Origin of the sequence: Epilithonimonas hominis, assembly GCF_003730015.1 — a bacterium.
Lineage (GTDB): Bacteria > Bacteroidota > Bacteroidia > Flavobacteriales > Weeksellaceae > Epilithonimonas > Epilithonimonas hominis.
Genome location: NZ_RJTU01000013.1, coordinates 76339 through 97611, shown reverse-complemented (window position 1 = coordinate 97611; position 21273 = coordinate 76339). Strand labels below are relative to the sequence as shown.

The window sequence follows — 21273 nt, the reverse complement described above, 5'->3', positions numbered from 1 at the left end:
GCCAGAAATCTTTAGAGACCTATCTTAATTAAAAATTCACATAAAAAAACCTCTCAAATGAGAGGTTTTAATGTTAAATATAAGCTTCTATAGGCTCACAGGTACAAATTAGATTTCTGTCGCCATATGCTTCATCTACTCGTGCGACTGTAGCGAAGAATTTATGCGTTCTCACCCATTCCAACGGATAGGCAGCTTTTTCTCTTCCATAGGGCTTGTCCCAATTATCAGAAATGAGCAGTTGTTCTGTATGAGGTGCATTTTTCAATACGTTGTTACTAGCATCAGCTTCCCCATTTGCAATTTCCTCAATTTCACTTTTGATACTGATTAATGCTTCGGCAAACCTTTCTATTTCTTCTCTGCTTTCAGATTCTGTAGGTTCTATCATCAAAGTGCCAGCTACCGGAAAACTTACCGTTGGGGCGTGGAAACCATAATCCATCAATCGTTTTGCAACATCTGCCACTTCAATTCCCAAAGCTTTGAACTGGCGGAAATCTACTATACATTCGTGCGCGACTCTGCCATTTGCATTGGCATAAAGAATTGGGAAATGTTCTGCCAATAATTCTTTTAAATAGTTAGCATTCAGAATAGCATATGCAGTTGCTTTTTTAAGTCCCGCCGTTCCGAGCATTTTGATATAAGCATACGAAATGTTCAGAATAAGACCGGAGCCATATGGCGCAGCGGAAATCCCTTCTATCGCCTCTTTAGTTCCCACAGGAATATTGGCATTGGTTGGAAGAAAAGGCACCAGATGCTCAGCCACACAGATGGGACCAACGCCAGGACCACCGCCACCGTGAGGAATAGCAAAAGTTTTGTGAAGATTCAGGTGACATACATCTGCCCCGATGTTTCCTGGACTTGTAAATCCTACCTGCGCATTCATATTAGCACCGTCCATATAAACCTGGCCGCCGTGCTCGTGTGTTAATTTTGTGATTTCCTTGATGTTGGCATCAAAGAATCCGTAAGTTGATGGATAAGTAATCATTATGGCAGAAAGATTCTCAGAATGCTGTTCTGTTTTGGCTTTAAAATCCTCAAAATCAATTTCTCCGTTTTCAAGATTCTTCACCACCACTATTTTCATCCCAGCCATTGCTGCAGAAGCTGGATTGGTTCCGTGCGCTGACTGTGGAATCAATACAATATTTCTATGGCCTTCGCCTCTATTTTTATGATATTCTCTGATGACCATTAGACCTGCATATTCGCCTTGAGCACCTGAGTTCGGCTGAAGTGATGTTCCCGCAAAACCAGTGATTTCCGCTAGGTCTTTCTCCAATTGCTTAATCATTTCCTGATAACCACCAGCTTGCTCAGTCGGCACAAATGGATGAACACTTCCCCATTCTGCCCAAGATAATGGTATCATTTGCGTTGCTGCATTCAGTTTCATTGTACAAGAACCAAGAGATATCATTGAATGAGTCAGAGATAAATCTTTTCTTTCCAGACGTTTGATGTAACGCATCAACTCTGTCTCTGTGTGGTATTTATTAAACACTTCTTCCTTCAGGATTTCATCGGTTCTTAACAGATCTGACGGAATCGAATAATCTTCTTTTAGACTTAATTTGTAGCCTTGTTTTCCTTTAAAATGTGCAAAAGCATCTACTAATTTATTGAGCTTTTCAAGTGTAGTGGTCTCATTCAGAGAAATACTTACAATTCCTTGGGAGAAATAGTTAAGATTGATTTTCCGATCTCTCATTAACAATCTTAATGACGTTTTTTCCTCCTCGTGAAGCCTGAATTTTATCGTGTCGAATACAGGTTCATCCACAACATCATAACCTAACACTTTCAAAGCATCATTAACGGCATTGGTTTTATAATGAATCTGATCCGCAATGAATCCAAGTCCTTTTGGACCGTGATAAACAGCGTACATCCCAGCCATTACTGCCAGTAAAACCTGAGCCGTGCAAATGTTGGAGGTTGCTTTTTCTCTTTTAATGTGCTGTTCTCTAGTCTGAAGTGCCATTCTCAAAGCACGCTTTCCGTACATATCTTGAGAAACACCAATGATTCTACCTGGGATATCTCTTTTATAATCTTCCTTACAAGCAAAAAATGCGGCGTGAGGCCCGCCATAACCCATCGGAATACCAAATCTCTGAGTAGTTCCCACAGCACAATCTGCACCCATTGCAGCAGGCGACTTAAGTTTTACCAAAGCCATTGGATCACAAGCTACTACCACTTGTAGATTAAATCCTTTTACTGAACTTATGAAGTCTGTATAATCTAGAACAATTCCGTTCTTACCCGGATACTGAAGCAAAACCCCGTAATATGAATCATTGAACTGATGGTTTGCATGATTTCCCACTATGACGTCAATTCCAAGACCTTCCGCTTTAGTTTTAAGAACAGAAACGGTTTGTGGCAGAACTAAGTCTGAAACAAAAAATTTTGTTGAATTGTTCTTCTTTTGATCTTTAGTTCTGTTATTAAAGAACATATGCATCGCTTCAGCAGCAGCAGTTGATTCATCAAGAAGTGAAGCATTGGCCATCGGAAAACCTGTTAGGTCACAAACGACGGTCTGGAAGTTTAGAAGTGCTTCTAATCTACCCTGAGCAATCTCTGCCTGATATGGAGTGTACGCTGTATACCAGCTTGGATTTTCCAGAATATTTCTCTGGATTGGAGAAGGAAGAATAGTATCATTGTAACCAAATCCGATGTAGGTATCAAAACCTGCGTTTTTTGCTGCCAATTCTTTGGAGTGAAGCAACATCTCATACTCCGAAAGCGCATCTGACAGCTCAAGATCTTTCTCTAGCCTGATACTTTCCGGAATCGTCTGAGATATCAATTCATCGATACTATTAACTCCGATTTTGCTAAGCATTTCCGCTTTATCAGCTTCGTTCAGACTGATGTGGCGACTTACAAATTGCTGTGTATTCATTTATAAACTTTGAATTAGATTTTTACTAAAAGGTTCGTAAAAATAATACTTTTCAAAGAATTAAGCAATGAATAAAATCATAATTAAAAACCTCTATTTTCTATCTGAAAGGTAGTTTTTCAAATGAAAATCTATACTTTCCGAGACAGGGATAAATTGATAGTCTAGAAACTTGATAATTTTATTATTAGAAACCCTGGAATCACTTCTTACGGTTTCTATATTGGTTTTACTAAGCATTTTAAGTATTGGAAACAGCCAGCCTAAAAGAAATGAAATAATTGGAAAAATTGTGTATAAAAACTCCGGAAGCAATTTGGCTGGAGATTTACCAAGGACTTTCCGAACTTTATCCGAAACCAGCCTGAACTTCTCATTTTCCGAAATAATGATGAAACGTTCTCCAAACGCATTTCTTGCCATCAATTCTATTGCAATTCTAGCAACATCACGCACATCCACATAAGCCGTTCCTCCTGGGAAAGTGTATGAATGGGAAGATTTTGAAATGAGATCTCCACTACTTTTTTTCCAATTTCCGGAACCGATGATCAGGCCCGGATTAATAATCACCGTATTGAGACCTTCCGCAGATGCTCTCCAGACTTCCATTTCGGATAGATGTTTTGAAATAGCATAACCAGAATGATTTAGTTTTGGATTAAAATCCGAATTTTCATCCATCATTCCCTGTTCATTATAACCATCCAAAACGGCTATTGAACTTACAAAAAGAAATTTTTCAACAGTAGAATTTTCTACAGCATAGAGAAGATTTCTTGTTCCATCAACATTTGTTTTGTTCATCGCTTTGTCATCCTGAGGATTGAAACTGACAATTGCAGCACAATGGTAAACTTCTTCGATTCCTTCTAAAGCATTTTCTAAAGATTCGATGGAATCAAAATCGGTATCAATCCATTGGATTTTATCAAAATAAAAATCCGGCTGATCTGTATAAAAACGATAGGACGCTCTTACTTCTTTCAGATTGCTAGAAGGTCTTTTTGTTGCGCGAACTTCTTTTCCTTGCTTTAAAAGTTCAAGAACAATCACTCTTCCGAGTATTCCTGTAGCGCCGGTGACTAAAACCATATGTGCAAATATAGCGAAATTGTAGATTTATGAAATGATTTTTAATCACATAAAATAAGAAAAGCTGCATTATTTACCAATGCAGCTTTTGTATAAGAATTTCGGATAATCCTCTTGTTTTTATTTTTTATTTTGTTGTGCCAAAATAAGAGCTTCTATATCTCTCCAATCATAGATGTGAAAAACTTTTCCGTTGCTCATTGCTACAAACATACCTTTAGGAAAATCTGGTCCAAAATTAACATTACTAACATCCGATCCATCACTTTCTTTAGTAGAAACTGGTATGATAGCAATCCTTTGGTACGTATTTTCATTAGTATCTCCTTCTCGTCTATAGACATTAAAAGTATTGGCTTGCTGATCTGAGACCAAAATATAACCTGTTTTCTCACCTGTTGGATAAATAGAAATTCCTTCGATATCTGATTTGAAATCATTGGTACCAAATAAAGCTAATTGTTCATTAGAAGCTGATGGATCTGCATTATATTTATGAATCCCGTATTGTTCATCAGAATAATATATTACTCCCAAAGCATCATCTACTGCAATAGATTCTATTTCTTTTTTACCTGAGTATTCGCCAAACTTACGAACGAGCTCTCCAATTACTTGTCCATTACCATTATCTTTCAGTAGATATTGATACAAATACGAGCCAGAAGGTCCTGTTTTTCTCCCAACAACTGCATAAATTTGTTGTGTTGCAGGGTTTTTATATAATGCAATACCCATTGGACTTTTTTGATCGCTATCTTCGAAAACAGAAATCCCTCCGTTATCTATTGGTTTTAGATCTGGCACCGAAAAAACACGTATTTTGTTAGTTTCGCGCTCTGTAAATACAGCGATATCCATTTTTTTACCACCTACTTCTAATCCATATTCTACATCAATGTTGTTGGGACGTTGTATCCCCAAAACTTTATTTACAATCTTACCTTTTAAATCGTAAACATAAATCCCTCCATTGGTTTCTTTGTCTGTACCTAAAATTAAACTTTTGGAGGCATCTTGTGGATTAATCCAAAATGCTGGATCATCTGTATCAAATTGAACTTTTTGTGTTTTATAAACTGGTTTAACCTTCATAGATGTACATTGTACCATCAAAAAAGAAACCGAAGCTATCAATAATATCTTTTTCATTAAAAATCGAATTTTAGTCCTACGTTGTATCTTGGTTTATAATATTCCATTTGCATTGTTCTGTTCTTTTCGCCTTGGTAATATCTTAATGGTTGGTTGGTAAGATTATTAGCTTCAACAAAGAATCTTATTTTTTCTGTGATAGCATAAGATACGTTAGCGTCTAAGAAGGTTTGTTTATCATAGTAACGGTCATCAAAAACAACACCTCCAATCTCATCTAAATAAGAAGCTGTATAGTTAAGCGATACACGCGCGGAGAATCTTTTGTTTTCCCAAGATAAGGACGAGTTAAACATATGTGGTGCTGTTCCTGGCAACATAAGACCTTCTCTTTGTACATCATCTCCTGCAATACCTTTGGCTTTGGAATGTGTATAAGTATAATTGGCATAAATCCCAAAATGACTAAGAAAACCAGGTAGAAAATCTAGTTGTCTCTGCAAAGCAACTTCAAAACCATAAACGTCTACACTTTGTCCGTTTCTGGCTTGTGAAAATACGTAGGTATTATCTGCTCCCAAATCATTAGCGAGATCAGGAAACTGTTGTGTAAACTTGTCTCTTGTAAAATTTTGATCGATGTAATTAAAGATAAATTTATTAATCTTTTTGTAAAAACCACCAACTGATATTAATCCCACTGATTTGAAATAGTACTCTCCCATTACATCGAAGTTATGAGCATAAGAAGCTTTCAAATCTGGATTACCTGCATCTATTTGTGCATCTTCTCCTGGTGTAATATTCACAAATGGAGACAAATTGTAATACCCTGGTCTTGCCAAAGAAGTTGTATAAGCAGCCCTAAGAACCATATCATCTGTTGGCGTATACTTGAAGGTAATGCTTGGTAAATAATTGGTATAGTCGTTTTTGATTTTTCTCTCACCTTCTAAAATTACATCATCATCTTCGGTTTTGGTGATATTACCAGTATACTCTGTGTGGGTATTTTCTAAACGAAGACCTGCTATGAAAGAAAAATTATCCGTAATATTTTGGTCCCAACGGATATATCCAGCATAGATTTGTTCTTTGGCTTTGTAATTTACCCCGAGATATTTTGCAGGATTACTTTCTGAAGAAAACATTCCTGTATTGTATAAATCCAAATTGCCTAATAATTGTTTTGATGCAAAATATCCTGGGATATACTTGCTATTTGGAGACCAATTTTTACCATCCCAATAGACTGGATTAATTTTATCCATAGTGGCTAAGCGAGTGTTGGCATCGGTTGGAGTATAGTCATTAAAACTGTTCTCTCTTTCCTTTTGTTTGATTCTTGTTTTTGCTCCAAATCTCAATCTGCCTTTTTGCTCTGATATGATATTAAGCGGAATTCTAAGATCTACTTTCCCCGTAATCTCATCTTCAAAAGTATGACCAAACTGCTCCGTAAGTGTTCGGAATTTAAAGGATTTGAGTGTAGGTTCTGTTGTTGGCGTTAGTAATGGTTCTTTCTCACTATCATAACCAGAAAGTGCTACTCCCTTTGACTGATAATCTATATAACGTTCATTAGGGCGGTCTTCGGACGCTCGTGAATAACCTCCAGACCAATTTAATTGTAGCTGAGAACCCAACAAATGTTCACCATTGATAAAATAGTTTTGCATAATCTGGCGTTCTAGCCTTGCCGCTTTACTTTTATCAGTATCTATACCACCTTTGGTTTGTGCTCTAAGATCAGCTTTGTAACCAGTAATAAGACTTTCATCTGTTTTGTCGTAGATAGGTGTAACTTTATTAAATCTCAGTCTATATCTATTTTCCCAATCGTCTCGCCAGTTATAAACAGCACCAGCTTTGATGATATTTTTATCATTAATTTTAAAATCAAAATTAGCCCCTAAACTTTTACGCTCTCTCCTTACATCATATTTGCGAATATCCATCTCTCTGATGTAAGCATTACCAAATTTATCTTGCGCCCAAACACCTTCTACATTATCAGACCCATAATCTTGATTATTATAAGAACCGTTGAAAACAAATCCAAATTTTTTACCAAAATAACGGTTACCATACATAAAAGCTGTATTACTAGATACTTTATCTCTAATAGGATTATAACCACCAGCAGCAGTAAGAGATATTCTTTCTTTGTTAGGTGCAGTTCTTGTGATGAGATTTACGGAGCCTCCAATGGCGTCTGCATCCATATCTGGCGTTAAGGTTTTGTTAACTTCGATAAGTTGAATCATATCGGAAGGAATTAGATCCATCTGAACTCGTCTATTATCACCTTCTGCTGACGGAATTCTGTTTCCATTGAGAGTAACTGAGTTAAGTTCTGGAGCCAAACCTCTAATAATAATATCTCTAGCTTCACCTTGGTCATTTTGCATCGTAATCCCAGGTACTCGTTTTAAAGCATCTCCGATATTAGAATCCGGAAATTTCCCTACCTGATCAGACGAAACAATATTGGTGATATTAGAATTATTTTTCTGCGTATTTAGGGCTCTAGCTTGGTGCTCTAGCTTGGTTTTGTCTGCTAATACCAAGAAGCCGAACCTCTTTTATTGTAGTTGACTTATTTTTATCAAACAAAACATCTACGCTAGTATTATTCTCGGATTTCACAACTACTGTTGATTGCTGACTGCCATAACCAATATAATCTACGGTTAGCGTATAGGTTCCTTCTGGAACATTAAGGAAGACATAATCGCCTGTAGCATCAGAGATTGTGTAATAATTACCAGGTGTTAAAGTTAGTTTTGCCCCAGGCAAAGGAATTTGGTTACTATCATTAATAATCCCAGAGATACTACCTTTTTGCGCAAACACAAAAACTGTTGCACAAAAAAGTACAGTTGTAATAAGCTTTTTCATTTAGATTTATTTGCGGACAAAAATAAGATTGCGCTCATCCAAACATATTAAGACAACTTAAATCATATAATAAATTTACTAAAATTAAATATCAATAAGATTTAACAAATAATTTTCAATCAATTTATCATTCATCTTGGATAAATTGATTGAAAAATTTACAAAATTTGCTGAGTGATTAAGTTAAGTCTGTTTCTTTCTTTTGAAAATCTGAAGCAAAAGAAAACAATTCAAAACAGAATAAGCTAGAATTACACCAATGAAAAACCAAAAACTCCTACCTTCCAAAAACCATTCTCCATTTCCAGAAAACGAATCTCTGAGAACGAAAAACATCAGCACAATCAAAAACAGATTGATGACAACAGAAAAAATCAAAATGATTTTATAAATGGTTTCCTGGTATTTTTTCATTTAGGAATTACAATGATACTTCAAAGTTTTTTATAATTTAAAACCACATAGACACATAGAGATGATTCTTTTCAGCTTAATTAGAATTTAAATCTATGTTTCTATGTGGTTAATATTCTTAATTCAGAAGAAAATCCTTTACTGCTGCATTGAAATCGACAGGATTATTAGCCTGAACCCAATGTTCTGCATTTTTGATTTTGATGAGTTTATAATTCGGGAATTGTTGTCTGATGAGAAACTCGTCTTGTGGAAGAATATAATTGGAATTAGCTCCGGCAATGAACAAAGTCGGACCACCAAAAACACCGAATTTAATTGCATTAGAAACAAACTCAGTATATTTTGAAGCCAAAGTTTCAAGATTGAATCTCCAAGCTAATTTTTTATCCTCTGTCCAATACAAATTCTTCATCAAAAACTGAATCACAAACTTCTCGTGAATGTATTCGCCTAAAACGTTTTCAACATCCTGTCTTGATTCAACCTTATTAAAATCCACAGATTGCAACGCTTTGATGATTCCCTGATGATGTGGCGGATAAGCTTTTGGAGAAATATCTGCAACAATTAGTTTTTCAACTCTTTCAGGAAAATTAATGGCGAATTGCATCACCGCTTTTCCACCTAATGAATGTCCTAATAGATTGGCTTTTTGAATGTTATGAGCGTCAAGATAATTCAGAATATCATTTGCCAAATCGTCGTGTGTCATAGAATCTGAATGAAAACTACGACCGTGATTTCTCAAATCCAACAAATGCGTCGGCATCAATTCTCCAAATTCTTTTCCAAAACTTCCCCAATTATCCAGCATTCCGAACAATCCGTGAAAAACCAGAAGTGGCGTTTCTGTTCTTTCTTCTCCGTATATTTTTGAATGTAATATTTCCATTAACAATAAAATATAATTACCACTTAGCTAATCTTTTTAGATAAGCCTGCACCGTATTTTCCAAACCAAGATAAAGCGCTTCGGAAATCAAAGCATGACCAATGGAAACTTCCAGAAGATTAGGGATGTTGTCTGCAAAGTATTTTAAATTTTCCAAAGACAAATCGTGTCCAGCATTGATTCCCAAGTTGTATTTTGTTGCCTCAACAGCCGTCTCGTAATAAGATTCTATAGCTAATTCTTTATTTTTAGGATAATTGGTTGCGTAAGCTTCTGTATAAAGTTCGATTCTGTCAGTTCCAGTTTCAGCTGCGAATTTCACCATTTCAGGATTGGGGTCTAGGAAAATTGAGGTTCTGATTCCTGCATTTTTGAATTCAGCAATTACAGATTTCAAGAAATCAAGATTCTTTTCGCAATCCCAGCCTGCGTTGGAAGTAATCGCATTGTCAGCATCAGGAACCAAAGTCACTTGCTCAGGTTTCACTTCCAAAACCATATCAATAAAAGGTCTGTGTGGGTTTCCTTCGATATTAAATTCGGTTTTCACCAAAGGTTTCAAATCGTAAACATCTTTTCTTGTGATATGTCTTTCGTCCTGTCTTGGATGGATTGTAATTCCCTGCGCTCCGAATCTTTCCAAATCCATAGCAACTCCGGTTACACTTGGAACATCGCCTCCTCTGGCATTTCTCAACGTTGCGATTTTATTGATATTGACACTTAGTTTAGTCATTTCTTAATTTTATATTTGAAAAAATTTTAATTAATACAAAGGTAGCACATATTAGAAAAGGGATTGAACTAATCAAAGTAAATTTGGATAGTCCAGAATCAATAAAATCAAACGTAAAGTAAATCAAATTTATAATCATAAAAATCACAGAAAAAATAATCAGCTTAAATTTAAAATGAGCTTTAATGAAAAAAGATGTTAATAATAAAATTTGAGGTATAATCGATAATATTGAAAAAGGTATAATTTTTTGGTCATAACTTCCAAGAAAATTAATTTCATAGGATTTAGTAAAACTTGGAGAAAAAACTAAAAATTCAATCAAAATTAATGGCCCAAATCCGTGACCTGCTCCAATTAAAATCAAACAGTTTAAAATCAGAAGTATTGTTATAGATTTCATTTGATAAAATTTAAAAATATCATAAAATCCATTCTATACCTTCAAACTTATTTGAGTAATTTCCAACTCAAACTCTTTGGAAGCCACCAAAAGATGGTCAAAAATATCGGCTTGGATTTGTTCAAAATTCTCCCAGTTAGAATCATTGGTAAAACAATAGATTTCCAAAGGCATTCCTTGTGGCGTGATTTCCATTTGGCGAACCATTACAGTTCCGGTTTGATCTATATTGGGATTATTTTTGAGGTAATTATAAGCATAGATTCTGAAAGTCCCAATGTTGGTCAACTGCTTTCCATTGATGATTTCGTCTGAGTTTTTCAAAGTACTTTTCTCCAAATCAATTTCTTTTTTCTTTTCAAGGAGATAATCCTCGATTAGATTAATTCTAAGTAATTCGTTGAAAAGAGTTTCATCCAAAAACTTAAACGACTTGATATTGAAAACAATTGATTTTTTGATTCGTCGCGTGTTGGTTTCGGACATCACCTGCATATTTTTGATTTCCGTCGTCAGTAAATCGTATGTCGGGATTGTGGAAAGCGTTTTATCAAAGTTTCTGATTTTTGTCGTCAGCAAATCAATGTCTTCAATATTTCCTTCTATCGAATATTTTGGAATAGCCACCCAATCTCCTACTTTCAGATTCTTAGAAGTCGCTACGTGAATTCCGGTTACAAAACCCAAAATTGTATCTCGGAAAACCAAAACCATAACCGCAGTTATCGCTCCCAGACTTCCCAAAACTGTTGTACTGCTGATTCCGAATAACACACAAATCGCAATCACTCCAAAAATAAATCCTCCAAAAATCCTAACCGTCTGTGAGATAGAATTAATGGCGATTATCTTGTAGTAATCTTTCTGTATAAGGTAATAATTCTGCAAAACTTTGATGAATCGGAAAGCCATATTTGCAATCACAAATACAATCAAAATCCCAATCAATCTTTCCAGAAAAACAAAACTTTTCGGATGTCTGTAAAAAATCGAAAACAAAGCATAATTCCCAAATCCTAAAGCTAAAATGTTAGCCACAGAATTAGTCACTTTTGCTTTGTAAATGGACTTCATCACAGGATATTTTTCTTTATCGAAAAAGAATTTGAAAACTAAATTGATTCCGTTTTTCAAAAGAAAAGAAACCAAAAAAATAAGAAATATGAGAAGAAAAAACTTAAGTGTAATCTGCATGGATAAAACAAATTCATCAGGAAAAAAGTCTTTGCAGAAGAAATGAATTTCATCACTGATTTGTTGAAGAAAATCTTTGTAATCTATAAGTTCATTTTTCATTGAGAAGAATTATTTCACAAATTTAAGCATAAAAAAAATCTTTTGGCATTAGTTTGAATGTTGTATTTTTAAAATAAATTTAAAATAATGGATTCTGTTTTTATCGACATTATCGCTCTTGTTCTACTTTTTGTAGGAATGTTAGGAACATTTTTACCAATTTTGCCAGGATTATTATTGAGTATTTGCGGATTACTGATTTTCAAATTCGGAACAGAAAACGAGATGCCAATGATTTATGTTTGGATTTTTGTTTTATTGACCATCATTTCAACAGTTCTGAATTATGTGATTCCCGCAAAAACCAACAAAAAATATGGCGGAACGCGCTACGGAAGTATTGGTTCTTTCATAGGCACCCTTTTAGGATTATTTTTCATTCCGATTCCGTTAGGATTCTTAATTGGAATGTTGTTAGGTGTTTTCCTTGGCGAATTATTGCACGATTTCAGTGATAAAAAGAAAGCTTTTAACTCGACAAAAGGTGCGCTAATTGGCTTTATTTACGGAACAGGATTTAATTTAATGGTTGGGCTGGCAATGTTTTTGGTTGTCGGTTATTATATTTTCTTTTAAAATTTCAAAATGATGAATTTAAAATCACTTTTATTCGCTCCTGTTATATTATTAATGAGCAACTGTACAACACAATCTCAGGCTCAGACTTCCGAAAGTGGAAACAACACCATCACAATCGGAATTAACAAAACGGCAAAAATTCCTAATTCCAAAATCAATTTGGAATTCAAAAACATTGTTGAAGACAGCCGTTGTCCTATTGATGTGACTTGCGTTTGGGAAGGCATTGCAATTGTTTATGTGAATGTTAACTCCGGAAAACAAACAGAAGATTTCCAAGTTGCAACAAGAGATTTCCAACCGAAAAGTGCGAATAAATCTTTTAGTTTCTCAGGATACAGATTTACATTAACAGATTTGAAACCTTATCCTGGTGGAAAAGAAGAAAGCGAATCTGTTACTTTTAAATATGAGAAAGAATAATAATTTAGCTGATAGCTTTTGGTTGTTTGTTGATAGAATTTCCGAATCGAAAAATTCTAAAACACTCCCACTCTCAAACCCAAATCATCCCCAAACAATTTCCTTCTTTCCCTTATCTTTAAGATATTGATTGATTTTTGAAAAAGGTTTGCTCCCGAAAAAACCTCTGTAGACAGAAAATGGTGACGGATGTGCCGACTGGATTATGTGATGCTTATTTGAATCAATAAGTGAAGCCTTTTTCTGAGCAAAGGCACCCCAAAGAACGAAGACAACATTTTTCTTTTTATCTGAAATCTCTTTGATGATAAAATCTGTGAAAACTTCCCAACCCAAATTTTTATGAGAATTCGGCTGATGCGCCTGTACTGTTAGTGTAGCGTTCAGAAGTAGAACCCCTTGTTTTGCCCAATCTTGTAAATCTTTATTTTTTCTTTCTACACCAACATCTTCTTTCAGTTCAATAAAAATATTTTTTAGCGAAGGTGGTGCAGTTACACTTTCTGAAACCGAGAAACAAAGTCCATTCGCCTGACCATCATTATGATACGGATCCTGACCAATAATCACAACTCCAACATCATCAAATTCAGTTAGTTCCAGAGCGCGAAAAATTTCATCTTTGGGCGGAAAACATTGGGTTGAATTATATTGCAGCTTAACTTTTTCCCAGAGATTTTTAAAATAATCACTCTCTTTAATGGGTTGCAGAACTTCTTTCCAAGTCATTTATAGAATTTTTACAAAATTATATTTACCAATCTACACAAGCAAATGCATTGACATTTTATTGAAAAATTAAGTTAATAAATCATAAAAGACCTTTGGCTTAATTTTTATTGTAATAAATTCGGGCGATTTTTTGATTATTATTATCTATTAAAACCGCTATTTTTAGAATGAAAATCTGGAACAGTTTTATTTTTTCAATATTGTTTATGGCTAGTTTATCTGCGCAGAATACCATTATCGTAGGCACTTACACCAACAGTGAGAAGTGTAGCAGCGGCGGAATATACATTTTCGATTTTGATGAAAATACATTTAAGTATAATCTTAAATATCATACAGAAAATATCATCAACCCAAGTTTTGTAAATCTGAGTCCAGATAAAAACTATCTGTTTTCCGTGAACGAAAATGGTGATAAAAGCACAGTGACATCTTTTTCGATAGATGAAAAAACAGGTATGCTCATCAAAAAAGACGAAAAAAAGACCAAAGGTGAAGATCCTTGTTTCCTGATTTCAGATGATGATAATGTGATTGTAGCCAATTATTCTGGTGGAAGCATCAATGTTTTCAAAAGACTAGAAAACGGAAAACTGTCTGAAGTTATTCAAAATATAAAATTTGAAGGAGCCGGATTTAATCCGAAGAGACAAGAAAAATCACACATTCATCAGGTTCAGTTTACGCCGGATCATCAGTTTGTCCTTGCAACAGATTTAGGGCTGGACAAAATTTACGTTTTCAGATATAATCAAAACGGAGATCAGCCATTGGAAAAAGTCGGTGAGTTTGAAACTAAAAAAGGCTCAGGTCCGCGACATATTGCTTTTGATAAAAGTGGAAAATTGATTTATCTCGTTCAGGAATTAAGTGGCGATTTGTCAGTTTTAAGTTTCAATGAAGGAAAAATTGAATTAATTCAGGAAGAGACTTTGTTGTCTAGAAAAGTTCGATTCAATTTCAGAGTGGCGGATATTCATTTATCTAACAACGAAAAGTTTCTTTATGTGACCAATCGTGATGATGCAGACGATATTTCGACTTTCAAAATCTTGAAAGACGGAAAAGTGAAAAAAATTCAGCAAATCAAAACGACAGGTAGAAACCCACGAAATTTCGCTATCAGCCCAAATAATAAGCTGGTTTTGATAGCAAATCAAGATACAAACAGAATTAATATTTTCAATAGAGATATAGAGTCGGGAGAACTGACTCCTACAAAGAAATCCATCCCCGTTTGTGCACCTGTAAATGTTGTTTTCTATGAAAAAGGAAAATAATTCATTTTAAGTATAATATTTTAATAAAAAATTAGTTTTAATAGCTTAATGTTCGAAGACTCGATGTTTGATAAAAAATTTATTCTTTCATTTTTTCTGATTTGGTGTTCCGGCTTGCTTTTTTCGCAAACCGAAAAGGAGAACGAAATTGAAAGTGTCGTTATAAAATCGGTAAAAAAATATAAGAATAAGAAGGAAAATCCAGCTTACGCGATTATGCAACAAGTTTGGAAAAAGAAAAAATCCAACGGACTTCTTTTACACAAAGATTACAAGTACAAAACTTACGAGAAAATCGATTTCAGGCTAGACAATATTGACAGTTCTTTTACTAAAAAGAAAGTTTTCAGAGGTCTGGATTCTATTATTTTTAAATACAATGACACTTCCGAGATTGCAGGCAAAGCAGTTTTACCACTTTTCATTACAGAAAGTATTTCTAAGACTTACGGAAAAAACGATCCTAAAAAAGAACGAAAAGATCTTCTGGCAATAAGAAATTCCGGACTTAAGAACAATCAAATCGTTGCGAAAACGATTCAGAATATGTACAAGGATATCAACATTTATGATAATACAATCAATTATCTGAATCTTGGTTTTACAAGTCCTGTTTCTACCGATGGATTCGGTGTTTTTGATTATAATATCACCGATACAATTGAAGTCAATGCAGTTAGAAGCTACGAAATCAGATTCACTCCAAAAAATCCTGAAGCATTAGCTCTGAAAGGACGACTTTATATCTCAATGGACAAATACAATGTGATGAAAGTCGAGATGGAAACCAATAAAAGAATCAATATCAATTTCGTAAAAAACATTGCTACTGATTTGGAATTTGATAACCCTGATGATTCTACTTTCATTCCGACTAGAAATGAGACTACACTTAATCTTGTCCTTAATGATAAAGATGGTGCAAAAAGTGTGATTGCAAAACGTGTTGCGAATTATTCCGATTACGAATTCGATAAAGGAATAGAAGACTCTTTCCTTAATAAAATCTATATTCCTGAGGACTACCTAGTTGAGAAAGACGAAAATTATTGGTTGGAAAACAGAACCGAAAAACTGACCGAAGGCGAACAGAATATCTACAAAATGTATGACGAATTAGAAAATGTTCCGAAATACAAACGAATCATAAAACTTGTTGAGATTGGGAATACAGGTTATATCCATTTTGGAAAATGGCTGGATTTTGGAAATATTTTTCAGACTTGGGGATATAATGACATCGAAGGTTTGAGATTGAGAGCCGGTGCCAGAACTTACTTTGGAAAGAATGATATGTGGAGAATCCAAGCTTATACTGCTTACGGTTTCCGTGATGAAAAATGGAAATTTGGTGGTGAAGCAAAATATATGTTCAACAAAACCAATCGTTTCCAAATTGGTGGCGGTTACAGACAAGACGTTTTGCAACTTGGAGTTCAATTGACAACTGATGAAGGAATTATGACGCGTTCATTCGCTTCTTCTTCTGTTCTTAACAGTGGTGAAACGACTTCTATGAGTTCTGTTAAACAATACAATTTTTTCACCAGTATAGAACCTTGGAAAAATTTCCAAATCAAATTGGATGCAACCACTCAAAACATAAGATCTGCAGATTCTAATTTATTTAATATTGATTATTACAGACAAGGCGTTCTTCGGAATGATTTGAATGATACAAAACTAACAACAACTTTGATTTTCAGACCAGGAATCAAATTTTCTACTTACGGAGTTGATCGTTATGAAATGACCGCGTTAGCAACCAATCCTTCTTTGATTCTTAAATATACAAAAGGAGTTGGAGGCGTTTTTAATTCAGATTTTAATTATAACAAACTTCAGTTTTACTATTATCAACCTGTGATTTTAGGAAATTGGGGAAGATTATTTGCGAATGTAGAAGTTGGGAAAAACTTTGATGCGCTTCCTCTTGCTTTGCAAAATGTTTTACCTGCCAACCAATCTTACGGTTTGGTAAGAGGTGTATTTTCTCTGATGAATTATTATGAATTTGTTGCAGATTCTTATGCTGTTTTGTTTCTGGAACATCATTTCAACGGGAAAATATTTTCTCAGATTCCATTAATTAAAAAACTAAAATTAAGGGAAGTAGCGTTTTTCCGCTCCGGAGTTGGAAGCTTGAAACAAGAAACCATCGATATGAATGCAGGAAGTCTGAAATTAATTTCTCCAGATAAACCTTATTACGAATATGGTTTTGGAATAGAGAATATTGGATTTGGCAACTTCAGGATTTTAAGAATTGATTTTAACTGGCGTGGCAATTACCTAAATCACAATGTCACATCTACGCCTGTCCGAAAATTCGGTGTTCAGTTTGGTTTCCAGATGAACTTTTAGATAATTGGTTGAGCAAACCTTCTTTGTAATTAAGTCTATTTTTGCAACAAATAATCATCAATGAGAATCCAAAAAATTGTTCTATTCATTAGCTTTTTAATTGGCACAAGTCTATATTCACAGAAACAATTTGTATTTTTTGGTTCCTATAATTGGGACAAAGGTTCTGAAGCTGTTTATGTTTACGAACTAGATAACGATACTGGAAAATTAAGTAAAGTTGCTTCCTCCTCTGACGTTATCAATCCAGGATATATCACGGTTTCGTCTGACGGAAAATATATTTACGCTTCTTCTGACGCCAAAACGCCAAATTACGGAACAGTAAGTTCTTTTGCCTTCGATGCCGAAAAAAAATCATTGACTTTTCTCAATCAACAAAAAACGGGTGGTGAAAATCCAGTTTATGTCAATGTTGATAAAAGTGGAAAATGGCTTATTAACGCAACATACAATCAAGCTACAATTTCAGTATTTCCACTACTTGACAATGGTAAAATAGATTCAATAGCACAACACTTCAAATTCACGGAAGGAAGTGGTGTGAATCCGAAGAGACAGGAGAAAGCACACACGCATTCAGTAGTTTTTTCACCAGATTCTAAAACTGTTTTATTTGCAGATCTGGGAGCAGACCAAATTTTGCAATATCCTTTTGATGCCAGTCAGAATCCGCCTTTGATAAAAAACAAAAGTACATTCATCAACACAAAACCAGGAAGCGGACCAAGACATATCACATTCAGCAAAAACGGAAAATTAGTTTATTCGATTGAAGAACTAGCCGGGATGATTTCGGTTTATGATTTTTCCGATAGTAACTTAAAAGAAATCCAAAGAATTGCTACTCATCCTGACAAAATAACAGAAGGTTTTGAAAGTTCCGATGTTCATATTTCGCCCGACGGGAAATTCCTGTATGCAACCAACAGAGGAAAAGAAAACAATATTGCGATTTTCAAAGTTTTGAATGACGGGAAATTAGAATCTATCGGTTACCAAAAAACAGGCGGAAAACATCCAAGAACTTTTGCCATCGATGAAACTGGAAAATTCATTATTGTGACGAATGTTATTTCGCAAGATGTAACCGTTTTCAAAAGAAATTTAGAAACTGGAATGTTGAAGAAAGTCGGAAAACCTGTCAAAATTAAAAATGTGACTTGTGTGAAAATTAAGATGTATTAATCTTAATTATCTTTTAATTTATAAACACTTCGACTCCGCTCAGTGTGACATTTCTAATACTAATTTTTTTAAAACTGTCAGTCTGAGCGGAGTCGAAGACTTTTTCAGTATTGATTATCTCTTTTTTTCTATTCCAGAATTTGGAATATAATTATCTTATCTTTGCAAAAAATCGGAATTGGACGTTAGAGCAAAAAAACATCTTGGTCAACATTTTCTTACAGACCAGAATATCGCACGCAACATTGTAGATTCGTTGTCATTTGAAGGCTACAAAAAAGTTTTGGAAGTTGGCCCGGGAATGGGCGTTCTTACAAAATTTCTTCTTGAAAAAGACTCAGAGATCTATGTTGCGGAAATCGACCAAGAATCTATCGTCTATCTCAAAAAACATTATCCAAAGCTTGAAGAACAGCATTTTGTTGGTGACTTTTTGAAAATCAATATTCCAGAAGTTTTCAATGAAGAATTGGCTGTGATTGGGAATTTCCCTTATAATATTTCGTCTCAGATTTTGTTTAAAATCATCGATAATTTCCAGTTTGTTCCCGAAATGAGCGGAATGTTCCAGAAAGAAGTGGCTGAAAGAACCGCTGCAAAACCAAGAACAAAAGATTACGGAATTTTATCAGTTTTGGTTCAAGCTTATTACGATGTAGAATATCTTTTCACTGTTCACGAAAATGTCTTCAATCCACCACCAAAAGTAAAATCCGGTGTTATCCGAATGACCAGAAATCAGAAAGAAGGATTGGCTGGAAACGAGGTTTTATTTAAACAAATCGTCAAAGCAGGATTTGGACAAAGACGTAAAAAGATGAGCAATGCGCTGAAAGTTCTTGGCATTCCTGAAAATATGAAGTCTCATCCTTTCCTCGACATCAGAGCAGAAGAATTGTCTGTTGCTGATTTTATTGCTTTTACGAATGAGTGGAAAGCGAGTTTGTAGAATTTTGTTTTCTCACAAATGAAGCTGATTTTATTCTTAATTTCTATAATAGTTCGGCGGTAATTTTGTCGTTATGGGAAATGCTTTTTGAAAGTTCGTGCATAAAATAAAATCCCGTTTTTCAAATTTTCAATTCAACAAAACTTGATTTTAATTTGTAAATTGCAACATTAATAAGTAAGCTAAAACAGAATGTTGATAAAAGAGAAAATAAGCATCGAGGAATTTGATGACAAGAGTTATCAGATTAAGCTTGTTGAACCTTTAGAAGAAGAAAAAGCCGTACTAACTCACTATCTACATAATATACACAACGGCGTTGCAAAATATTATAAAGACGAAGCTTTAAGTATTTTGAAAAACTATGTAGAATACAAAAGCGAAAATAAAATTTCAGTTGTAGAGGAAGAAGCTCTGCAACAATTATTATTCGAGGTTGAAAATGTTCCATTTCCAACTCCAGAAAATTATAAGTTCAAATTTATCGACCTATTTGCGGGGATTGGAGGTTTTAGAATCGCAATGCAAAATGTAGGTGGAAAATGTGTTTATACAAGCGAATGGAATAAAGACGCTCAAAAAACATATCGTGAAAATTTTGGTGAGGTTCCTTTTGGTGATATTACAAAAGAATCTGTAAAAAATTATATTCCAAAAGAATTTGACATTTTATGTGCTGGTTTTCCTTGTCAAGCATTTTCAATTGCAGGACTTAGAAAAGGTTTTTCAGACACAAGAGGAACATTATTTTTTGATTTAGAACCAAATCTACTTGTTGCTTAGTTTATGAAAAATAAAGGGAATAAACACGAAAATTATGAATTACTAAATTTATTAGGCTATGGATTAGCCAAATTTGATAATGATTTTGTTAAGCAATTTGGTTTCAATACAAAATCATCATTTTTTGAATATTTTGTTGAAATTGGTATTGTTGAAACAGGAAGTGTTGTAAAAAACAGAATGGATTTATTCGACCCTTTTTTTGAAAATAGTAGAAAAGGTTGGTGGCAAAAAGGTGATGCTTATATTCACAGAAAATTGTTGATTGATAGCTTATTTGGAAATGAAAATGTATATGAATACGCAAACATTGTCAAATTATTTTTGAAAGATAATTTTAAAATCAAAGATATTGTAGTTAATGTAAAACCAATTGTAAAATCAAGATTCAAAAAACTACAAGAAACTGGATTAGAAGCAGAATTGTATTTTATGAATAATTATAATTCTATTGACATTTTCAAAAATGGTATTATTGAAGACGCTCGTTTGTATGGAGATGGATATGATTTTCAAATAAATGTAAATGAAAATTCCTTTTTAGCAGAAGTTAAAGGTATTAGAGCAAAGAAAGGAAAGTTTAGATTGACTGAAAATGAATACTTTAAAGCACAAGAATATAAAAATGATTATATAGTTACTTTAGTTTTAAATTTGGATGATTTACCAACTTTTGTTACAATTGATAATCCACTGAAAAACTTAAAATTTGAAGAAAGAATTATTAAATCTAAAGTAACAAGAGAATATCATTTAATATCTGATATATGCTAAATTTTGAAGAAAAAATAGAAATTTTAAAGGAGTATTTATCTGAAATTAAAGATAATTATGCTGACAGTTTTAAAACTGATATTTTTCTATATTTCAATGAATTTGAAGACATTAAAACCGCAGATTTCAAATTTCTTGAAGAATTAAAATCAACAGAAGATATTCAAGTTTTTGTAGATAATTTAACTTCAAAAATAGTTATGAAATTTAATGAAGATGAAGAACAATTATCTGATTTTATCTTTTATGTACTAAATCAATAGCTCCGATTGCAGTGGAAATCCTTTTTTGTGAAAATTGAACAAAAAAGATTGAAACGTAAAGCGGGAAATAGCTCCTAAAAACTTTTCAGCGAAAGTGCAATTCCTTTTATCAATTACCGTGTAGCAGAAAACATTTTCTGTAGAAGTTTTGATGCAGGAAATTTATCTCGT

Annotated in this window: 18 protein-coding genes and 1 pseudogene; 9 read left to right on the top strand and 10 right to left on the bottom strand. The window is 34.0% G+C overall.

Annotation, left to right across the window (positions count from 1 at the left end):
* Positions 1–73: 73 nt before the first annotated feature.
* The 9 genes and pseudogenes from gcvP to EGH73_RS01645 all read right to left on the bottom strand — a co-directional run bounded on the left by gcvP (position 74) and on the right by EGH73_RS01645 (position 11767).
* Positions 74–2932: an aminomethyl-transferring glycine dehydrogenase gene (gcvP, locus tag EGH73_RS01685; RefSeq protein ID WP_123280386.1), complete on the bottom strand. Its 2859-nt coding sequence runs from the start codon at positions 2930–2932 to the stop codon at positions 74–76.
* A gap of 93 nt (positions 2933–3025) precedes the next feature.
* Positions 3026–4027 (bottom strand): NAD-dependent epimerase/dehydratase family protein, encoded by a 1002-nt coding sequence (locus EGH73_RS01680; protein WP_123280385.1) that lies wholly within the window; start codon positions 4025–4027, stop codon positions 3026–3028.
* A gap of 120 nt (positions 4028–4147) precedes the next feature.
* Positions 4148–5179 carry a phytase gene (locus tag EGH73_RS01675; RefSeq protein WP_116033639.1) on the bottom strand — a complete coding sequence of 344 codons (1032 nt, stop codon included), beginning with the start codon at positions 5177–5179 and terminating at the stop codon, positions 4148–4150.
* A pseudogene (locus tag EGH73_RS01670) lies at positions 5179–8023 on the bottom strand (TonB-dependent receptor). Before EGH73_RS01670 ends, EGH73_RS01675 begins: the two are co-directional and overlap by 1 nt.
* A gap of 183 nt (positions 8024–8206) precedes the next feature.
* Entirely contained in the window at positions 8207–8437 is a 231-nt protein-coding gene (locus EGH73_RS01665) for a hypothetical protein (RefSeq protein WP_123280384.1), read from the bottom strand.
* Positions 8438–8555: 118 nt separating this feature from the next.
* Positions 8556–9332, bottom strand: coding sequence for an alpha/beta fold hydrolase (locus tag EGH73_RS01660; protein WP_123280383.1), 777 nt, complete (start codon positions 9330–9332; stop codon positions 8556–8558).
* Between the two features lie 16 nt (positions 9333–9348).
* Positions 9349–10068 carry a pyridoxine 5'-phosphate synthase gene (locus EGH73_RS01655; RefSeq protein ID WP_123280382.1) on the bottom strand — a complete coding sequence of 240 codons (720 nt, stop codon included), beginning with the start codon at positions 10066–10068 and terminating at the stop codon, positions 9349–9351.
* On the bottom strand, positions 10061–10471 hold the full coding sequence (locus EGH73_RS01650) for a hypothetical protein (RefSeq protein WP_123280381.1): 411 nt from the start codon (positions 10469–10471) through the stop codon (positions 10061–10063). Before EGH73_RS01650 ends, EGH73_RS01655 begins: the two co-directional genes overlap by 8 nt.
* A gap of 33 nt (positions 10472–10504) precedes the next feature.
* On the bottom strand, positions 10505–11767 hold the full coding sequence (locus tag EGH73_RS01645; RefSeq protein WP_123280380.1) for a mechanosensitive ion channel family protein: 1263 nt from the start codon (positions 11765–11767) through the stop codon (positions 10505–10507).
* Positions 11768–11854: 87 nt separating this feature from the next.
* Here EGH73_RS01645 and EGH73_RS01640 point away from each other — a divergent pair, with 87 nt between their 5' ends.
* Positions 11855–12343, top strand: a complete 489-nt coding sequence (locus EGH73_RS01640; protein ID WP_089767763.1) for a DUF456 domain-containing protein — start codon at positions 11855–11857, stop codon at positions 12341–12343.
* Positions 12344–12352: 9 nt separating this feature from the next.
* A complete protein-coding gene (locus EGH73_RS01635) occupies positions 12353–12769 on the top strand; it encodes a hypothetical protein (RefSeq protein ID WP_148041669.1) in 417 nt (138 codons plus the stop codon).
* An 84-nt stretch (positions 12770–12853) separates the two neighbouring features.
* Here the strand turns inward: EGH73_RS01635 and EGH73_RS01630 are convergent, their stop codons facing one another.
* Positions 12854–13498 carry a uracil-DNA glycosylase gene (locus EGH73_RS01630; protein WP_123280378.1) on the bottom strand — a complete coding sequence of 215 codons (645 nt, stop codon included), beginning with the start codon at positions 13496–13498 and terminating at the stop codon, positions 12854–12856.
* 170 nt (positions 13499–13668) lie between these two features.
* On the opposite strand from EGH73_RS01630, the gene EGH73_RS01625 reads away from it, so the two are divergent.
* The 7 genes from EGH73_RS01625 to EGH73_RS01595 all read left to right on the top strand — a co-directional run bounded on the left by EGH73_RS01625 (position 13669) and on the right by EGH73_RS01595 (position 21102).
* The gene (locus EGH73_RS01625; RefSeq protein WP_123280377.1) at positions 13669–14781 is read left to right on the top strand and encodes a lactonase family protein; all 1113 of its coding nucleotides are present in this window, start codon (positions 13669–13671) and stop codon (positions 14779–14781) included.
* 48 nt (positions 14782–14829) lie between these two features.
* Positions 14830–17145, top strand: a complete 2316-nt coding sequence (locus EGH73_RS01620; RefSeq protein ID WP_123280376.1) for a DUF5686 family protein — start codon at positions 14830–14832, stop codon at positions 17143–17145.
* Between the two features lie 60 nt (positions 17146–17205).
* Positions 17206–18333: a lactonase family protein gene (locus EGH73_RS01615; RefSeq protein ID WP_123280375.1), complete on the top strand. Its 1128-nt coding sequence runs from the start codon at positions 17206–17208 to the stop codon at positions 18331–18333.
* Between the two features lie 178 nt (positions 18334–18511).
* Entirely contained in the window at positions 18512–19282 is a 771-nt protein-coding gene (gene rsmA / locus EGH73_RS01610) for a 16S rRNA (adenine(1518)-N(6)/adenine(1519)-N(6))-dimethyltransferase RsmA (protein ID WP_123280374.1), read from the top strand.
* 195 nt (positions 19283–19477) lie between these two features.
* Entirely contained in the window at positions 19478–20065 is a 588-nt protein-coding gene (locus EGH73_RS01605) for a DNA cytosine methyltransferase (protein WP_317124629.1), read from the top strand.
* A gap of 3 nt (positions 20066–20068) precedes the next feature.
* A complete protein-coding gene (locus EGH73_RS01600) occupies positions 20069–20839 on the top strand; it encodes a DUF3883 domain-containing protein (protein ID WP_123280372.1) in 771 nt (256 codons plus the stop codon).
* A complete protein-coding gene (locus EGH73_RS01595; RefSeq protein ID WP_123280371.1) occupies positions 20833–21102 on the top strand; it encodes a hypothetical protein in 270 nt (89 codons plus the stop codon). Before EGH73_RS01600 ends, EGH73_RS01595 begins: the two co-directional genes overlap by 7 nt.
* The last annotated feature ends 171 nt before the right edge of the window (positions 21103–21273 follow it).

What these genes read in the sequence shown, in the direction of transcription:
- EGH73_RS01645 (WP_123280380.1), bottom strand. Translation starts at nt 11,767, where the DNA reads ATGAAAAATGAACTTATAGATTACAAAGATTTTCTTCAACAAATCAGT.
- EGH73_RS01675 (WP_116033639.1), bottom strand. Translation starts at nt 5,179, where the DNA reads ATGAAAAAGATATTATTGATAGCTTCGGTTTCTTTTTTGATGGTACAA.
- EGH73_RS01650 (WP_123280381.1), bottom strand. Translation starts at nt 10,471, where the DNA reads ATGAAATCTATAACAATACTTCTGATTTTAAACTGTTTGATTTTAATT.
- EGH73_RS01630 (WP_123280378.1), bottom strand. Translation starts at nt 13,498, where the DNA reads ATGACTTGGAAAGAAGTTCTGCAACCCATTAAAGAGAGTGATTATTTT.
- EGH73_RS01600 (WP_123280372.1), top strand. Translation starts at nt 20,069, where the DNA reads ATGAAAAATAAAGGGAATAAACACGAAAATTATGAATTACTAAATTTA.
- EGH73_RS01615 (WP_123280375.1), top strand. Translation starts at nt 17,206, where the DNA reads ATGAGAATCCAAAAAATTGTTCTATTCATTAGCTTTTTAATTGGCACA.
- EGH73_RS01655 (WP_123280382.1), bottom strand. Translation starts at nt 10,068, where the DNA reads ATGACTAAACTAAGTGTCAATATCAATAAAATCGCAACGTTGAGAAAT.
- EGH73_RS01625 (WP_123280377.1), top strand. Translation starts at nt 13,669, where the DNA reads ATGAAAATCTGGAACAGTTTTATTTTTTCAATATTGTTTATGGCTAGT.
- EGH73_RS01680 (WP_123280385.1), bottom strand. Translation starts at nt 4,027, where the DNA reads ATGGTTTTAGTCACCGGCGCTACAGGAATACTCGGAAGAGTGATTGTT.
- EGH73_RS01640 (WP_089767763.1), top strand. Translation starts at nt 11,855, where the DNA reads ATGGATTCTGTTTTTATCGACATTATCGCTCTTGTTCTACTTTTTGTA.
- gcvP (WP_123280386.1), bottom strand. Translation starts at nt 2,932, where the DNA reads ATGAATACACAGCAATTTGTAAGTCGCCACATCAGTCTGAACGAAGCT.
- EGH73_RS01665 (WP_123280384.1), bottom strand. Translation starts at nt 8,437, where the DNA reads ATGAAAAAATACCAGGAAACCATTTATAAAATCATTTTGATTTTTTCT.
- EGH73_RS01620 (WP_123280376.1), top strand. Translation starts at nt 14,830, where the DNA reads ATGTTCGAAGACTCGATGTTTGATAAAAAATTTATTCTTTCATTTTTT.
- EGH73_RS01635 (WP_148041669.1), top strand. Translation starts at nt 12,353, where the DNA reads ATGATGAATTTAAAATCACTTTTATTCGCTCCTGTTATATTATTAATG.
- EGH73_RS01595 (WP_123280371.1), top strand. Translation starts at nt 20,833, where the DNA reads ATGCTAAATTTTGAAGAAAAAATAGAAATTTTAAAGGAGTATTTATCT.
- EGH73_RS01660 (WP_123280383.1), bottom strand. Translation starts at nt 9,332, where the DNA reads ATGGAAATATTACATTCAAAAATATACGGAGAAGAAAGAACAGAAACG.